Origin of the sequence: Klebsiella sp. D5A (genome assembly GCF_001620885.1) — a bacterium.
GTDB lineage: Bacteria > Pseudomonadota > Gammaproteobacteria > Enterobacterales > Enterobacteriaceae > Klebsiella > Klebsiella variicola.
The window spans coordinates 75008-90190 of record NZ_LOAR01000007.1 but is presented as its reverse complement, the minus strand read 5'-3'; the positions used below and the strand labels follow the sequence as shown (position 1 = coordinate 90190).

The following is a 15183-nucleotide window of genomic DNA, read 5'->3' as shown; positions in this document are numbered from 1 at the left end:
CCGTGCCGCAATCAGGCAGGGGATGACCCTGCCTGAGACAGAATTACTTCTGCTTTGCGCGCTCGAAAGAGGCAACGATTTCAGCTTTCGCCGCTTCCGCGTTGTCCCAACCGTCGACTTTAACCCACTTGCCTTTTTCCAGATCTTTGTAGTGCTCAAAGAAATGAGTGATCTGGGCTTTCAGCAGTTCCGGCAGATCGTTCACATCGTTGATGTGATCGTATTCTTTGCTCAGCTTGGTGTGCGGTACGGCAACCAGTTTCGCATCTTCACCGGATTCGTCGGTCATCTTCAGAACGCCAACCGGACGGCAGCGGATCACGGAGCCCGGCTGCAGCGGGTACGGCGTCGGGACCAGCACGTCAACCGGGTCACCGTCCAGGGACAGGGTGTGGTTGATGTAACCGTAGTTGCACGGATAGAACATTGCTGTGGACATGAAACGGTCAACGAACAGTGCACCGCTCTCTTTGTCGACTTCATATTTGATAGGATCTGCGTTCGCCGGGATTTCGATCACGACGTAGATGTCTTCCGGCAGATCTTTGCCCGCAGGTACGTTGAGTAAGCTCATGTCTGTTTCCTTTAAAATGTATGGCAAACAAGTGCTCGGTATTATAGCCAACTCACATCGAAAGTCTTCGCTTCTTTTTCCCGATATCGCCGCGGAGTGCTCCGAATTTTTCGCGTAATAATGACATGAAAATCCATAAACATAGCCACATCATGAATAAATTTATGTAACCGTTTTCATTGCATGTGATTGATTTATCAAACTGCTTAAAAAAACGTCATAAACCGCAACAGCCGCGCTCCCTGCGAAGCCTTATCGGCTCTCCGCTGGGCAGCGGGGCCATCATTAACATCTCATTTACTTTTTTGAAGTGTGATGTAACGCATTCAGTTACATCACCGATTGTCTATAGTTTGTCCGCAGGTGAGACTTTAACCAACAATAACCCTACGAGGATACCCTTATGTGGAAGCGCTTACTTCTTGTCACAGCAGTTTCCGCAGCTATGTCGTCTATGGCGATAGCTGCCCCGCTAACCGTAGGTTTTTCGCAGGTCGGTTCTGAATCCGGCTGGCGTGCGGCGGAAACCAGCGTCGCGAAAGAGGAGGCCGCCAAGCGCGGTATCACCCTGAAGATCGCTGATGGTCAGCAAAAACAGGAAAACCAGATCAAAGCAGTGCGTTCCTTTATCGCTCAAGGGGTCGACGCGATCTTCATTGCACCGGTGGTGGCCACCGGCTGGGAACCGGTGCTGAAAGAGGCGAAAGAGGCCAAGATCCCGGTCTTCCTTCTCGACCGTTCCATTGATGTTAAAGATAAAGATCTCTACATGACCACCGTGACCGCCAACAACGTGCTGGAAGGCCAACTGATTGGCGACTGGCTGGTGAAAACCGTCGACGGTAAGCCGTGTAACGTCGTTGAACTGCAGGGCACCGTTGGGGCCAGCGTGGCCATCGATCGTAAGAAAGGGTTCGCCGACGCGATTGCCAAAGCGTCGAATATCAAAATTATCCGCTCTCAGTCCGGCGACTTCACCCGCAGCAAAGGGAAAGAGGTGATGGAGAGCTTTATCAAAGCTGAGAATAACGGCAAAAACATCTGCATGGTCTTCGCCCATAACGATGACATGGTAATCGGCGCCATCCAGGCCATTAAAGAGGCGGGTCTGAAGCCGGGCAAAGATATCCTCACGGGCTCCATCGACGGCGTGCCGGATATCTATAAAGCCATGATCGCTGGTGAAGCCAACGCCAGCGTCGAACTGACGCCAAATATGGCCGGCCCGGCGTTTGATGCGCTGGAGAAATACAAAAAAGACGGCACCCTGCCTGAGAAGCTGACCATTACCAAATCGACGCTGTATCTGCCGGATACGGCGAAAGAAGAGTTAGAGAAGAAGAAAAATATGGGTTACTGAGTGGGGAGCCCCTCATTCCATCCCTCTCCCCAGTGGGAGAGGGTAAAAAGCAGCGTTCCAGTAACCCCGGGAAGCCCAGCGCGACCCGGGGTAACCTGACATCATTTAAAGGTGACATCGATTATGAGCGCCGAGGCACACCAGGAGATCCTTCGCACCGAAGGACTCAGTAAATTCTTCCCCGGCGTTAAGGCGCTGGATAACGTCAACTTTAGCCTGCGGCGCGGCGAAATCATGGCCCTGTTGGGCGAAAACGGCGCCGGAAAATCGACGCTGATCAAAGCGCTTACCGGCGTTTACCATGCCGATCGCGGCACCATCTGGCTGGAAGGCCAGGCTATTTCGCCCAAAAATACCGCCCATGCCCAGCAGCTGGGGATTGGCACCGTCTACCAGGAAGTGAACCTGCTACCCAATATGTCGGTGGCGGATAACCTGTTCATCGGCCGTGAGCCGCGGCGGTTTGGCCTGCTGCGACGCAAAGAGATGGAGGCGCGGGCGACGGCGCTGATGGCCTCCTACGGCTTTTCTCTCGACGTGCGCGAACCGCTGAACCGCTTTTCGGTGGCGATGCAGCAGATCGTCGCTATCTGTCGGGCCATCGACCTGTCGGCCAAAGTGCTGATCCTCGACGAGCCCACCGCCAGCCTCGATACCCAGGAGGTGGAGATGCTGTTCACCCTGATGCGCCAGCTCAGGGATAACGGCGTCAGCCTAATCTTCGTCACCCATTTTCTCGACCAGGTCTATGCGGTCAGCGATCGCATCACCGTGCTGCGCAACGGCAGTTTCGTCGGCTGCCGCGAGACCCGCGAGCTACCGCAGATTGAGCTGGTGAAAATGATGCTGGGTCGCGAACTGGACCACAATGCCCTGCAGCGGGCGGGCCGTACCCTGCTGAGCGATAAGCCGGTGGCGGCGTTTGAAGGCTACGGTAAAAAAGGCACCATCGCCCCGTTCGACCTGCAGGTCCGTCCGGGCGAAATTGTGGGCCTCGCCGGCCTGCTGGGTTCCGGACGCACGGAAACCGCCGAGGTGATCTTCGGTATTAAAACGGCGGACAGCGGGAAGGCGTGGATCAAAGGCAAACCGCAGACCCTGCGCTCCCCGCATCAGGCTTCCTGCCTCGGGATCGGCTTCTGTCCTGAAGATCGCAAAACCGACGGCATTATCGCCGCCGCTTCGGTGCGGGAAAATATCGTCCTTGCCCTGCAGGCGCAGCGCGGCTGGCTGCGGCCGATCCCCCGGCGTGAACAGAACGAGATCGCCGAGCGCTTTATTCGCCAGCTGGGGATCCGTACCCCGAGCGCGGAGCAGCCGATCGAGTTTCTCTCCGGCGGCAACCAGCAGAAGGTACTGCTCTCCCGCTGGTTGCTGACCAAACCGCAGTTCCTGATCCTCGATGAGCCGACCCGCGGCATCGACGTCGGCGCCCATGCGGAAATTATTCGCCTGATTGAAACCCTCTGCGCCGATGGTCTGGCGCTGCTGGTTATCTCCTCTGAACTGGAGGAGCTGGTGGGTTACGCCGATCGGGTCATTATCATGCGCGATCGCCGACAGGTGGCGGAGATCCCGCTCGCCGAGCTCTCTGTACCGGCGATCATGAACGCTATTGCGGCATAAGGAGTAACTCATGATGCCTCGATCTCTTTCGCAAACCGGCCCGGAGAAGCGACGCTTCAGCTGGCCGAAGGGCACCCCGCAGATCATTGCCTTGCTGCTGGTGCTGCTGGTCGACAGCCTGGTCGCGCCCCATTTTTATCAGGTGGTGCTCCAGGATGGCCGCCTGTTTGGCAGCCCGATCGATATTCTTAACCGCGCCGCGCCGGTGGCGCTGCTGGCCATTGGCATGACGCTGGTGATCGCCACCGGCGGTATCGATCTGTCGGTGGGGGCGGTGATGGCGATTGCCGGCGCGACGGCCGCCTCGATGACCGTCGCCGGGCACAGCCTGCCGGTGGTGGTGCTGGCCTCGCTGGGGGCCGGTGCGCTGGCCGGGCTGTGGAACGGTATCCTCGTGGCGATCCTTAAGATCCAACCTTTCGTGGCGACGCTGATCCTGATGGTGGCCGGACGCGGGGTGGCGCAGTTAATCACCTCGGGGCAGATCGTCACCTTTGATTCCCCGGCCCTGGCATGGCTCGGCAGCGGATCGTTTCTGCTGTTTCCGACGCCGGTGATCATCGCCGCCGCCACGCTGCTGCTGTTCTGGCTGTTTACCCGTAAAACGGCGCTGGGTATGTTTATCGAAGCGGTGGGGATCAACATTCGCGCGGCGAAAAACGCCGGCGTGAATACTCGTATTGTGGTGATGCTGGCCTATGTGCTGAGCGGCGTTTGCGCAGCGATTGCCGGGATCATCGTGGCGGCGGATATACGCGGTGCGGATGCTAATAACGCCGGGTTGTGGCTCGAACTGGACGCCATTCTGGCGGTGGTCATCGGCGGCGCCTCCCTGATGGGTGGGCGCTTCAACCTGCTGCTGTCGGTGGTGGGGGCGCTGATTATCCAGGGGATGAATACCGGGATTTTGCTCTCTGGCTTCCCGCCGGAGCTCAACCAGGTGGTGAAAGCGGTGGTGGTGCTGTGCGTACTGATTGTCCAGTCGCCGCGCTTTATCGGTTTACTGAAAGGGGTACGCGGCCATGATAAAACGTAATTTACCGTTGATGATCACCCTTGCGGTGTTTGTGCTGGGCTACCTCTACTGCCTGACGCAATTCCCCGGCTTTGCCTCAACGCGGGTGATCTGCAATATCCTGACGGATAATGCCTTCCTTGGGATCATCGCCGTCGGCATGACCTTTGTGATCCTCTCCGGTGGGATCGATCTGTCGGTGGGGTCGGTGATCGCCTTTACCGGCGTCTTCCTCGCCAAAGCGATTGGCTTTTGGGGAATATCACCGCTGGTGGCGTTTCCACTGGTGCTGGTGATGGGCTGTGCCTTCGGTGCGTTTATGGGGCTGCTTATCGACGCGCTAAAGATCCCGGCTTTTATCATCACGCTCGCCGGCATGTTCTTTCTGCGCGGCGTCAGCTATATGGTGTCGGAGGAGTCGATTCCGATTAACCATCCGGTCTACGACACCTTGTCTGGGCTGGCATGGACCATCCCCGGCGGCGGTCGTCTCAGCGCCATGGGGCTACTGATGCTGCTGGTGGTGGTGGCCGGTATTTTTGTCGCCCATCGCACTCGCTTTGGCAACCAGGTGTATGCCATCGGCGGCAACGCCACGTCGGCGAATTTAATGGGGATTTCGACTCGCAGCGCCACGATCCGTATCTATATGCTTTCCACCGGGCTGGCGACGCTGGCCGGGATCGTCTTTTCCATTTATACCCAGGCAGGCTATGCGTTGGCGGGCGTCGGCGTGGAGCTGGACGCCATTGCCTCGGTGGTGATCGGCGGCACGCTGCTCAGCGGCGGTGTTGGCACCGTGCTGGGAACGCTGTTCGGGGTGGCGATTCAGGGGTTAATTCAGACCTACATCAACTTCGACGGCACCCTCAGCTCATGGTGGACGAAAATCGCTATCGGTATTTTGCTGTTTATCTTTATCGCGCTGCAGCGTGGGCTGACCGTGCTGTGGGAAAATCGGCAGAATGCGGCGGTGACGCGGGTGAGCGGAGCGGGGAGTCGCTAACAGGGAACTCCCTTCCCGCAAGGCGGGAAGGGAGGGCAGGGATCAGGCGTCCGGGAACTCTTTAATGAAGTTCTCGACGTCTTCTACCATGTGGTTGTTACCGACGAAGAACGAGCGGCGCTGGTGCAGGCTTTCCGGAATAATATCCAGAATACGCTCTTTACCGTCGCTGGCCTTACCGCCCGCCTGTTCGGCGAGGAAGGCCATCGGGTTGCATTCATACAGCAGGCGCAGCTTACCGTCCGGGTGGCTGGCGGTGCTCGGATAGAGATAGATGCCGCCCTTCAGCAGGTTACGGTGGAAGTCCGCCACCAGCGAGCCGATATAGCGTGAGGTATAAGGACGCTGAGTCGCTTTGTCCTCTTCCTGGCAGTACTTAATGTACTTCTTCACGCCCTGCGGGAATTTGATGTAGTTGCCTTCGTTGATGGAGTAGGTATTGCCCTTCTCCGGGAAGCGCATGCGCTCCTGACATAGACAGAAGACGCCGAGGGACGGGTCGTAGGTGAAGGCGTGGACGCCGCAGCCGGTGGTATATACCAGCATCGTCGAAGAGCCGTATACCACATAGCCCGCGGCCACCTGCCTGTTACCCGGCTGCAGGAAGTCTTCTTCTGTCACCGGCGTGCCGACAGGCGTGACGCGGCGGTAGATAGAGAAGATCGTACCGACAGAGACGTTAACGTCGATGTTAGAGGAGCCATCCAGAGGGTCCATCAGCACCACGTATTTGGCGTGTTCACACCCTTCGAAGACGACAATTTCATCTTCTTCTTCGGAGGCGATCCCGGCAACAATATCGCGTGCTCGCAGTGCGGCTTTTAATTTTTCATTAGCGAACAGATCGAGTTTTTGCTGAACCTCGCCCTGAACGTTTTCAGCACCGCTGGCACCCAGGATATCGACCAGACCGGCCTTGTTGATATCGCGGTGGATGATCTTGGCGCCCAACTTTATTGCTGACAACAAAGCAGTCAGCTCACCGGTGGCGTGGGAGAACTCGTGCTGCTTTTCAACAATAAACTCACCTAACGTTTTCATAACTCGTTCCCTGCATTTTTATGTTGAGTAAAACGAACGCAACAATCTTAACAAAGAATCAAAAAAGTGCGCACTGGTGAATCGCGCCAGCAAAATACAGATTCGCCTGAAAATGCATTTCGCCAGGGCCCGGGATATGGGTAAAATGTGCCCCGGATAAGAGAAGGAAATGACGAATGCGCATTCATATTTTAGGAATCTGTGGCACGTTTATGGGGGGCCTGGCCATGCTGGCGCGCTCCCTCGGTCATGAGGTAACAGGGTCGGATGCTAACGTCTATCCGCCGATGAGCACCCTGCTGGAAAACCAGGGGATTGATTTAATTCAGGGTTATGACCCCAGCCAGCTGGATCCCCGGCCGGATCTGGTGATCATCGGTAATGCCATGACTCGCGGCAACCCGTGCGTTGAAGCGGTGCTGGAAAACAATATTCCGTATATGTCCGGCCCGCAGTGGCTGCACGACTTCGTGCTGCGCGATCGCTGGGTGCTGGCCGTCGCCGGGACCCACGGCAAAACCACCACTGCCGGGATGGCAACCTGGATCCTCGAAGCCTGCGGCTATAAACCGGGCTTCGTGATCGGTGGCGTACCGGGGAACTTTGATGTTTCCGCACGCCTGGGCGACAGCCCGTTCTTTGTGATTGAAGCCGACGAATATGACTGCGCCTTCTTCGACAAGCGCTCCAAGTTTGTTCACTACTGCCCGCGGACGCTGATCCTCAACAACCTTGAGTTCGACCACGCGGACATCTTTGACGACCTGAAGGCGATTCAGAAACAGTTCCACCATCTGGTGCGTATCGTGCCGGGCAAAGGCAAAATCATCCTGCCGGAGAACGACATCAACCTGAAGCAGGTGATGGCGATGGGCTGCTGGAGCGAGCAGGAGCTGGTGGGCGAGCAGGGCCACTGGCAGGCGAAGAAGCTGAACGCCGACGCCTCGCAGTGGGAAGTGCTGCTCGACGGCGAAAAGGTTGGTGAAGTGAAGTGGGCGCTGGTCGGCGAGCATAATATGCATAACGGCCTGATGGCGATTGCCGCGGCGCGTCACGTCGGCGTGCTGCCGGCGGATGCCGCGAACGCGCTGGGCAGCTTTATCAACGCCCGCCGTCGCCTGGAGCTGCGCGGCGAAGCCAACGGCGTTACCGTGTATGACGATTTCGCCCATCATCCGACGGCAATCCTCGCCACGCTGCAGGCGCTGCGCGGCAAAGTGGGCGGCACCGCGCGCATTCTCGCCGTGCTGGAGCCGCGCTCTAACACCATGAAAATGGGCGTCTGCAAAGACGATCTGGCGCCGTCTCTCGGTCGCGCTGATGAAGTGTTCCTCCTGCAGCCGCAGCATATTCCGTGGCAGGTGGCGGAAGTGGCGGAAGCCTGCGTCCAGCCGGCCCACTGGAGCGCCGACGTCGATACCCTGGCGGAGATGGTGGTCAAAACCGCCCACCCGGGCGACCATATCCTGGTGATGAGCAACGGCGGCTTCGGTGGCATTCATCAGAAGCTGCTGGATAAGCTGGCGCAAAAAGCGGCCGCGGCAGAATAAGCGCGAACGCCTCCGATCACTGCCCTCCGTGTGAGGGCAGTTTTGTTTTCGCTACCAGGGATTGTGCCATGCTGACCTGCGAAAGATTACGTTCTACCGACTCGCCCCATTTCGCCACGCTGGACGCGCTCTACGCGCGCGCCTTTCCGTGGCACGAGCAGCGCGAAAGCGACGCCAAACTTCAGGCGCTGAGCCACCCGCGCTACGCGCTGGAAGCGTGGTTCGATGAGGGCGTATTTATCGGCCTCAGCGGCTGCTGGCAGTTTGCCGGCTACGGTTATATCGAACATCTGGCGATCGACGATACGCTGCGCTCCCGCGGCTATGGTAAACAGCTGCTGGCGCAGATCCTGACGCGCGCGCCGCTGACCATTCTGGAAATCGATCCGCTAACCACGGCAATCGCTCATAAACGGCTGCGCTTTTATCAGTCGATGGGATTTCATGCCAATGCGTGGGCGCATCATCACCCGAGCTATCATCAGGGCATCGCGGATCATGAGTTGCTGGTGCTGAGCTACCCGCAGCCGATCGATGAGCGACAGTACCAGCAGTTTGCCCGGGATCTCGGGCGCGAGGTGATGGGGCGGGAGTAGTCCGGAACGGGGCGTCGCCCCGCTCCGGGAATTCACTGGTTACAACCTTACTCTTTGGCGATCGGCGTCTCGTTCTCCGCGACTTTATTGTCGCCCTGAATCTGCGCGATTTTCTGCTCAACGGCGGCCACCTGAGCGCTGTCGTGCAGCAGGGTGTAGGTCAGATCAAACTGCGCGCTGGCGCCCGGCTGCAGCTGCTTCACGCGTTTTTGTTCGCGTTCAATGGTGACCGGATAGGCGTAGCTGGTGCCCGGTTCGATACCGGTGACGTAGCCCTGTTTGATGGTGTCGGTGTTTTTCCATAGCGTCAGGACCGGCAGCTGACGGGTATCAAACTGAATGGAGGCCCCTTTATCGCCCGCTTTGTTGACCACCGCGGCCAGGGTCTGGTGATTTTCATCGGCCAGCGGCTGAATATTAAATACCATCTCGTCAAAATCTTTGGTCGGTCCCTGATAGGTCTGCCAGGTTTTTAACCCGCTCTTCGCGTAATCATTGAACGGGCTGATGCTGGACATCGGGGCGAGGAAGCGCGCGCCTTCTTCCAGAATCGGGGTGCCGAAGTTGCTGTGGTAGATAATCTGATAATCATGCGGATAGTCAGCATGGTTGGTTAAGACATCATGCAGGCTGAAGCTGTTGCTGCCCGGCACGTAGCGCAGTTCGGTCAGGGTCTGCAGATCGGCTTTTTTGAAGGTGCTCTCTTTCACCAGCCCGCGGATGCGGATTTCATACGGCGCGCTGTCAGCCACCTCGACTTCTACCCGCGAGGCCGGCGTGTTGCCCGCCTTGCCGTGCAGGGTATAAATCTGCCCGTCCGCGGTCACCGGATGGCCGGTCCATTCATAGCCGCAGCGGACCATCATCTCGTTGAATCCTTCCAGCCAGCCGAGTCCATTGCGGCTTTCCAGGTTGATAAACGCCGGGTTGACGACCTCTTTAACCGGCGAATCCCAGCCCATCCGGCTGCCGAAACCCTCAATACGCAGTAAGTTCATGCCACGGGTTGGGCTGAGAGTGATGGTCAGGCCGTCTTTACTGTGAATGGTGAGGATTTTGCTGCCTTCTTGCTTACCGCCGTGCAGGACTTTTTGCTCAATGCTGAACGCATGGTCTTTTACCTTCAGCTGATCGCTGCTGATCTGCCAGTTTCCTTTATCCATGCCCTCTTCAGCGTTCGTCAGCACCCATGTTTTTGCCGCGGCTGAGCCAGAAACCAGCAGGGCGATCGTCGTCAGAACCAATGTCTTTTTCATTTTTATTCCCTTTTTGCTGAATCGATTGTGTCATTGACGTGTGAAATCTACCGGCATGGGGGTGATTAAAATGTGAAGCGCCTCACCTGGTGAGAAAGTGGCCGTTTTTATGATGTTAAATGCGATGAAAGTCGTATTATTTTGCTAAGTAATGCGTATTTATCACCAGGATATGTGATCTACATTGTTTTTAGCTTTAACGATTCAGCTTGGCAACAAGGCAAAAAACAAACGTATCGTCGTGCGGATGAGGGGCCCCAGGCGATACGGAGGGTACATCCCTGCTGGCGCAAACCTTAGAACTGGGGTGAAGGTAGGCCGGATAAGGCGTTAGCCGCCATCCGGCACAATGACGGGAACGGAGCATGGTACAGCTTGCCCGGCGGCGCTGCGCTTGCGCGGACGTACGAAACAGATTAACCGGTTGATATACAGGGCTCCGTAGGCCGGATAAGGCGTTAGCCGCCATCCGGCACAACGACGGGAACGGAGTCTGGTACAGATTGCCCGGCGGCGCTGCGCTTGCGCGGGCCTACGAAACAGATTAACCGGTTGATATACAGGGATCTGTAGCCCGGATAAGGCGCAGCGCGCCGCCATCCGGGAGACGATTGCGGGCAAAAACAGCGGGACTTAGCCTTCGTTTTCCGCCAGTTCACGCAGATACTGGAAGATCAGGCGCGCCGATTTCGGCGGCTTGTTGCCTTCTTTCTCTTTCTTCGCATTGCGGATCAGCGAACGCAGCTGCTGACGGTCAGCATCTGGCCACAGGTTCAGCACTTCAGCGACAGCGTCATCCCCATCGTCAATCAGTCGATCGCGGATCTGCTCCAGCTTGTGGAACAGCGCAACCTGCTGGTTGTGACGGTTTTTCAGCTTGTCCAGCGCCTGACGAATCGGATCGACATCGCGGTTGCGCAGCATCTTACCGATAAGCTGCAGCTGGCGGCGGCGACCCTCTTTTTTGATTCGCTGGGCGAGTTCGATGGCGTCGCGCAGGTCAGTATCCAGCGGAATTTTATCCAGCGCGTTTTTCCCCAGGTCAACGAGTTCCGCGCCAAGACGCTTCAGTTCTTCCGCGTCGCGCTTAATTTCACTCTTACTGACCCAGATGATTTCATCATCTTCATCTTCAACGTCATCACCGGGCACGTCGTCGAGCCAGTCTTCGGGCTGCTTTGTCATCTCAGGCTCCTTAAAAAAAGAGGCTAATGTTACCAGTTAAGGCGCGCACTGAAAAACGGTTCTCTGTTAGACTTCAGTTAACTCCTTCTTACATTATGGCATTAGCAATGAAAGTCATCTCTCAAGTTGCACAGCAGCGTAAGACGCTGGAAGAAGCCGTTACCACGGCACTGGAACTGGCGGCAGGTAAATCTGACGGTGCGGAAGTCTCCGTCAGCAAAACGACGGGCATCGGCGTCAGCACCCGCTATGGCGAAGTGGAGAATGTAGAATTCAATAGCGATGGGGCGTTAGGCATTACGGTTTACCATCAGAACCGCAAGGGCAGCGCCTCTTCCACCGATCTTAGCCCGGACGCCATCGCCCGCACCGTACAGGCGGCGCTGGATATTGCGCGCTACACCTCCCCGGATCCGTTTGCCGGTGTGGCCGATAAAGAGCTGCTGGCCTTTGACGCCCCGGATCTGGACCTGTTCCACCCGGCGGAGGTCTCCCCGGACGAAGCCATCGAACTGGCCGCCCGCGCGGAGCAAGCGGCGCTGAAGGCCGATAAACGCATCACCAACACCGAAGGCGGCAGCTTTAACAGTCACTACGGCATCAAAGTGTTCGGTAACAGTCACGGCATGCTGCAAAGTTACTGCTCGACTCGCCATTCGCTCTCCAGCTGCGTCATCGCGGAAGATGATGGCGATATGGAGCGCGACTACGCCTACACCATTGGCCGGGCGATCGAGGATCTGCAGTCCCCGGAATGGGTCGGGGAAGAGTGCGCTCGCCGCACCCTGTCGCGTCTGGCGCCGCGTAAGCTGTCGACCATGAAGGCGCCGGTTATTTTCGCCAACGAAGTGGCGACCGGGCTGTTTGGCCACCTGGTCGGAGCGATTGCCGGTGGTTCGGTATACCGCAAATCCACCTTCCTGCTCGATTCGCTGGGCAAACAAATTTTGCCTGAGTGGCTGACCATCGAAGAACATCCGCACCTGCTGAAAGGGCTGGCCTCCACGCCGTTCGACAGCGAAGGCGTGCGCACTGAGCGTCGTGACATCATCAAAGACGGCGTGCTGACCCAGTGGCTGCTGACCAACTACTCGGCGCGTAAGCTGGGGATGAAAAGCACCGGCCACGCCGGGGGCATCCACAACTGGCGCATTAACGGCCGCGGCCTGAGTTTTGCAAAGATGCTTAAAGAGATGGGCACCGGTCTTGTGGTTACCGAACTGATGGGGCAGGGTGTCAGTGGCGTCACCGGCGACTACTCACGCGGCGCATCCGGCTTCTGGGTAGAAAACGGCGAAATTCAATATCCTGTCAGTGAGATCACCATTGCAGGAAATCTGAAAGAAATGTGGCGTAATATCGTGACCATTGGCGATGATATTGAAACGCGCAGCAACATTCAGTGCGGTTCTGTGCTGCTGCCGGAGATGAAAATCGCCGGGCAATAACACCTGTTTGCTTAAATAATAAAAAGGAAGTGAGCAATGCGTAAAAAACTGTTAGCGATGCTGGCTGTCTCTGCTTTTGCGCTCGGTTCAGCGTCGGCCTTCGCCGACCTGGGCGAAGACATGGACACTCTGGCAGAAAACCTGCAAGTGGTACAGAAGACCTCCGACGCCGGCGAGCTGAAAGCGGCGCTGAATAAGATGCGTACCGCCGCGGTCGATGCCCAGAAAGAGACCCCGCCGAAGCTGGAAGGCAAAGCGGCCGACAGCGCTGAGATGAAAGATTACCGTCATGGTCTGGATATTCTGATCGGCCAGATCGACGGTGCGCTGAAGCTGGCGAACGAAGGCAAGGTGAAAGAGGCGCAGGCCGCCGCGGAGGAGTTTAAAACCACCCGCAACACCTACCATAAGAAGTACCGCTAACCGTTCTTTTCGGGAGGCATCAGCCGATGCCTCCCGCCTGAAAGCCTACCGATATCACATTTTTCCACTCTCTTTTTCCGGCCTTTCCGCTGCCGCGGGCGCCTTGTCCACGCTCATTGTTGTGATACATCTCACGTCATAGCCGTCGTTTTTGCCTTTTCCCTGTGAATATGTGGGGTCGATCACGCCTGCCGTCTCCCTTTCCACTTCGAAGTGGAAAACAACTCGCTACAAACTCCCATCCCCCGGCGCTACCTTGATTTCCAGAGACATCAGCGGGGTATCAGAAGTGAATAACGGAGCGGTAATACACGACGAAGGGGAGCAGGCAGCGCAGACCGAACGGCTGGCTGACAAGATGCTGCAGCAGGTTTACGCCTTGTTAAACCGTCACGGCATCGTCCCTAACGACGTTCAGGAGCAAATGCTGACTTCCCACGTGCGGGCCATGGCCCACCGGTCAATCAGTGGTGAACCGCTGCCGGAAGTGGATGCCAGCCTGTTCGAAGAGATTTCACCAGATTCAATGACGCTGGCCCGCGAAGTGGTCGCGCAGTTCGGCAACCTGCCCGATGAAGAGGCCTGGCTGCTGTCCGTCCATTTCGAAGTCGCAAAAGAAAACCTGTAAGGAGCAAAACATGGAACAAATCACCGTAGTCATTGGCGACCGTCTGGGTAAAGGCCAAAAAGTCGCTGCAGGCGCTGAGAAAGCGGGCGCACGTGCTGTGGTCGTCCCTGGCGTTGCTGCCGATATGAAGCTTGGCGACATGATGAAAGCGGAAAACGCTACCTTCGGCATCTCCTTCTGCGGCAGCGGCGGCGCCGGGGCCATCACCGCCCAGACCAAATACGGCTACAAAGCGAAATATGGCATGCGTTCGGTGGAAGAGGGCGTCACTGCCATCAACGAAGGGTGCAACGTGCTGGGCTTCGGCTTTATGGATAAAGAAGAGCTGGGCGAGCGCCTGGTAGAAGCCTGGAAAAAGAAATACGGCGCATAAGTATGAAAGAGCAATTCACCACCACGGTGAGGGTTGCCGGCAAAGGCGAAAGCAAATCACGGGCCTTCGCCGATGCCCTGAACCATGTGCAGGCTGCGGTGATGAAAACCTCATCGCACATTCTGCTGCGTATTGAGCCACAGGACGTGACGGTTGTTCATGCGCGCGAAGCGGTACGAAAAGAGGCCTTCCTGTTCTTCTTTTTGCGCCGTGAACGACGGACCTACAGCGTGGAGCTGGACGTCACCGTCAACGTGACCGCCATCGATCTCGATAAAGTGGATTTCGTCACGCAAACCTGATTGTTAGCAAAGGGTCTGACTATGTTCCTGATAATTTTAATAAAATCGCTCATCATCGGCGGCCTGGTCGGCGTCGGCGTGGGCGCCGGAGCGGCACGCATGTTTCACGCCCCTACCACCCAGGGGATGGGGGCGTTTCGAACCCTGGGCGAGCTGAATTCCTGCGAAGGCGATCCGGCTTCCCACTTCTCCTTTGGCCTCGGTTTCTTCTTTAACGCCTGGGCCTCTTCCGTGGCAGCAGGCTCCTTCACCCAGGATGTTGACCACCGCATTATCCCCAACTGGGGCGCGGCGGCGCTAATGCTGAAAAATCGTAACGTCGGCGAAACGCTGCACGATCCGAAAAAAATGGCCATCTCCTGCGGCATCATCGGCATGATTGTCGTCGCCTTCCTCAACCTCACCGCCTCGTCCGTACCGGAAGCGCTGCAGGTGACCGCGGTTAAGGTCCTGGTGCCGGCGGCAAACCTGCTGGTGAACACCGTGATGCCGGTGATCTTCTGGCTGGCGGCTATCGATGCCGGTAAGAAATCAGGCTTCTGGGCGACGATTTTCGGCGGCGCCGCGCAGCTGATTATGGGTAACGCCGTACCGGGTCTGGTGCTGGGGATCCTGATCGGTAAAGGCGTCGAAGAGAGCGGCTGGAACCGGGTGACTAAAGTGATGATGGTGGCCATCGTCGCGCTGTTTGTCCTCAGCGGCTTCTTCCGCGGCTTCGACATGAAGATGATCGAATCCTTCCATCTGACCGTGCCGAACTGGCTGGACATGATCCACAACTCACTCAGCGGCAAGTAACG

Annotated in this window: 17 protein-coding genes and 1 pseudogene; 13 read left to right on the top strand and 5 right to left on the bottom strand. The window is 57.2% G+C overall.

The genetic code is table 11. From position 1 onward, the window contains the following. Nucleotides 1-43 precede the first annotated feature (43 nt). Nucleotides 44-574, bottom strand: coding sequence for an inorganic diphosphatase (gene ppa / locus AS136_RS11700; RefSeq protein WP_002886766.1), 531 nt, complete (start codon nt 572-574; stop codon nt 44-46). A 403-nt stretch (nt 575-977) separates the two neighbouring features. On the opposite strand from ppa, the gene ytfQ reads away from it, so the two are divergent. From ytfQ to yjfF, 4 genes are all read left to right on the top strand, one after another. Continuing rightward, nucleotides 978-1934: a galactofuranose ABC transporter, galactofuranose-binding protein YtfQ gene (gene ytfQ, locus AS136_RS11695; RefSeq protein ID WP_008807147.1), complete on the top strand. Its 957-nt coding sequence runs from the start codon at nt 978-980 to the stop codon at nt 1932-1934. A 123-nt stretch (nt 1935-2057) separates the two neighbouring features. Further along, nucleotides 2058-3560: a galactofuranose ABC transporter, ATP-binding protein YtfR gene (ytfR, locus tag AS136_RS11690; protein WP_008807146.1), complete on the top strand. Its 1503-nt coding sequence runs from the start codon at nt 2058-2060 to the stop codon at nt 3558-3560. 10 nt (nt 3561-3570) lie between these two features. Then, the gene (ytfT, locus tag AS136_RS11685; RefSeq protein ID WP_023323521.1) at nt 3571-4596 is read left to right on the top strand and encodes a galactofuranose ABC transporter, ATP-binding protein YtfT; all 1026 of its coding nucleotides are present in this window, start codon (nt 3571-3573) and stop codon (nt 4594-4596) included. Then, on the top strand, nt 4583-5581 hold the full coding sequence (gene yjfF, locus AS136_RS11680) for a galactofuranose ABC transporter, permease protein YjfF (RefSeq protein WP_063266790.1): 999 nt from the start codon (nt 4583-4585) through the stop codon (nt 5579-5581). Before ytfT ends, yjfF begins: the two co-directional genes overlap by 14 nt. Before the next feature lie 42 nt (nt 5582-5623). Here the strand turns inward: yjfF and fbp are convergent, their stop codons facing one another. Continuing rightward, entirely contained in the window at nt 5624-6622 is a 999-nt protein-coding gene (fbp, locus tag AS136_RS11675; RefSeq protein WP_023323522.1) for a class 1 fructose-bisphosphatase, read from the bottom strand. 176 nt (nt 6623-6798) lie between these two features. On the opposite strand from fbp, the gene mpl reads away from it, so the two are divergent. Beyond that, nucleotides 6799-8172 carry a UDP-N-acetylmuramate:L-alanyl-gamma-D-glutamyl-meso-diaminopimelate ligase gene (gene mpl / locus AS136_RS11670; RefSeq protein ID WP_023296931.1) on the top strand — a complete coding sequence of 458 codons (1374 nt, stop codon included), beginning with the start codon at nt 6799-6801 and terminating at the stop codon, nt 8170-8172. 68 nt (nt 8173-8240) lie between these two features. Continuing rightward, a complete protein-coding gene (locus tag AS136_RS11665; protein ID WP_008807143.1) occupies nt 8241-8768 on the top strand; it encodes a GNAT family N-acetyltransferase in 528 nt (175 codons plus the stop codon). A 47-nt stretch (nt 8769-8815) separates the two neighbouring features. Here AS136_RS11665 and AS136_RS11660 read toward each other — a convergent pair whose 3' ends face one another. Beyond that, complete coding sequence (locus AS136_RS11660) at nt 8816-10024, bottom strand: aldose 1-epimerase family protein (protein ID WP_023323523.1); 1209 nt, start codon at nt 10022-10024, stop codon at nt 8816-8818. Nucleotides 10025-10208: 184 nt separating this feature from the next. Here AS136_RS11660 and AS136_RS28640 point away from each other — a divergent pair. Then, nucleotides 10209-10324: pseudogene (locus tag AS136_RS28640) on the top strand (hypothetical protein). A gap of 333 nt (nt 10325-10657) precedes the next feature. Here the strand turns inward: AS136_RS28640 and yjgA are convergent. Further along, nucleotides 10658-11209, bottom strand: a complete 552-nt coding sequence (yjgA, locus tag AS136_RS11655; RefSeq protein WP_004177664.1) for a ribosome biogenesis factor YjgA — start codon at nt 11207-11209, stop codon at nt 10658-10660. A gap of 95 nt (nt 11210-11304) precedes the next feature. Between yjgA and pmbA the strand changes: the two genes are divergently transcribed. Continuing rightward, nucleotides 11305-12657, top strand: a complete 1353-nt coding sequence (gene pmbA, locus AS136_RS11650; protein ID WP_008807141.1) for a metalloprotease PmbA — start codon at nt 11305-11307, stop codon at nt 12655-12657. Nucleotides 12658-12693: 36 nt separating this feature from the next. Next, the gene (cybC, locus tag AS136_RS11645) at nt 12694-13080 is read left to right on the top strand and encodes a cytochrome b562 (protein WP_002886893.1); all 387 of its coding nucleotides are present in this window, start codon (nt 12694-12696) and stop codon (nt 13078-13080) included. 54 nt (nt 13081-13134) lie between these two features. Here cybC and AS136_RS28635 read toward each other — a convergent pair whose 3' ends face one another. Further along, the gene (locus AS136_RS28635; protein WP_012543089.1) at nt 13135-13266 is read right to left on the bottom strand and encodes a hypothetical protein; all 132 of its coding nucleotides are present in this window, start codon (nt 13264-13266) and stop codon (nt 13135-13137) included. A 103-nt stretch (nt 13267-13369) separates the two neighbouring features. On the opposite strand from AS136_RS28635, the gene AS136_RS11640 reads away from it, so the two are divergent. Genes AS136_RS11640 through AS136_RS11625 form a run of 4 tightly spaced genes read left to right on the top strand, consistent with a single transcriptional unit; the run spans nt 13370 to nt 15181 of the window. After that, on the top strand, nt 13370-13708 hold the full coding sequence (locus AS136_RS11640) for a PRD domain-containing protein (RefSeq protein WP_008807140.1): 339 nt from the start codon (nt 13370-13372) through the stop codon (nt 13706-13708). A 10-nt stretch (nt 13709-13718) separates the two neighbouring features. Further along, nucleotides 13719-14081 carry an SFCGS family glycine-rich protein gene (locus tag AS136_RS11635; protein ID WP_004206501.1) on the top strand — a complete coding sequence of 121 codons (363 nt, stop codon included), beginning with the start codon at nt 13719-13721 and terminating at the stop codon, nt 14079-14081. A gap of 2 nt (nt 14082-14083) precedes the next feature. Continuing rightward, nucleotides 14084-14383 (top strand): DUF4312 family protein, encoded by a 300-nt coding sequence (locus tag AS136_RS11630; protein WP_004206503.1) that lies wholly within the window; start codon nt 14084-14086, stop codon nt 14381-14383. Nucleotides 14384-14404: 21 nt separating this feature from the next. Then, on the top strand, nt 14405-15181 hold the full coding sequence (locus AS136_RS11625; RefSeq protein ID WP_002886897.1) for a DUF4311 domain-containing protein: 777 nt from the start codon (nt 14405-14407) through the stop codon (nt 15179-15181). The last annotated feature ends 2 nt before the right edge of the window (nt 15182-15183 follow it).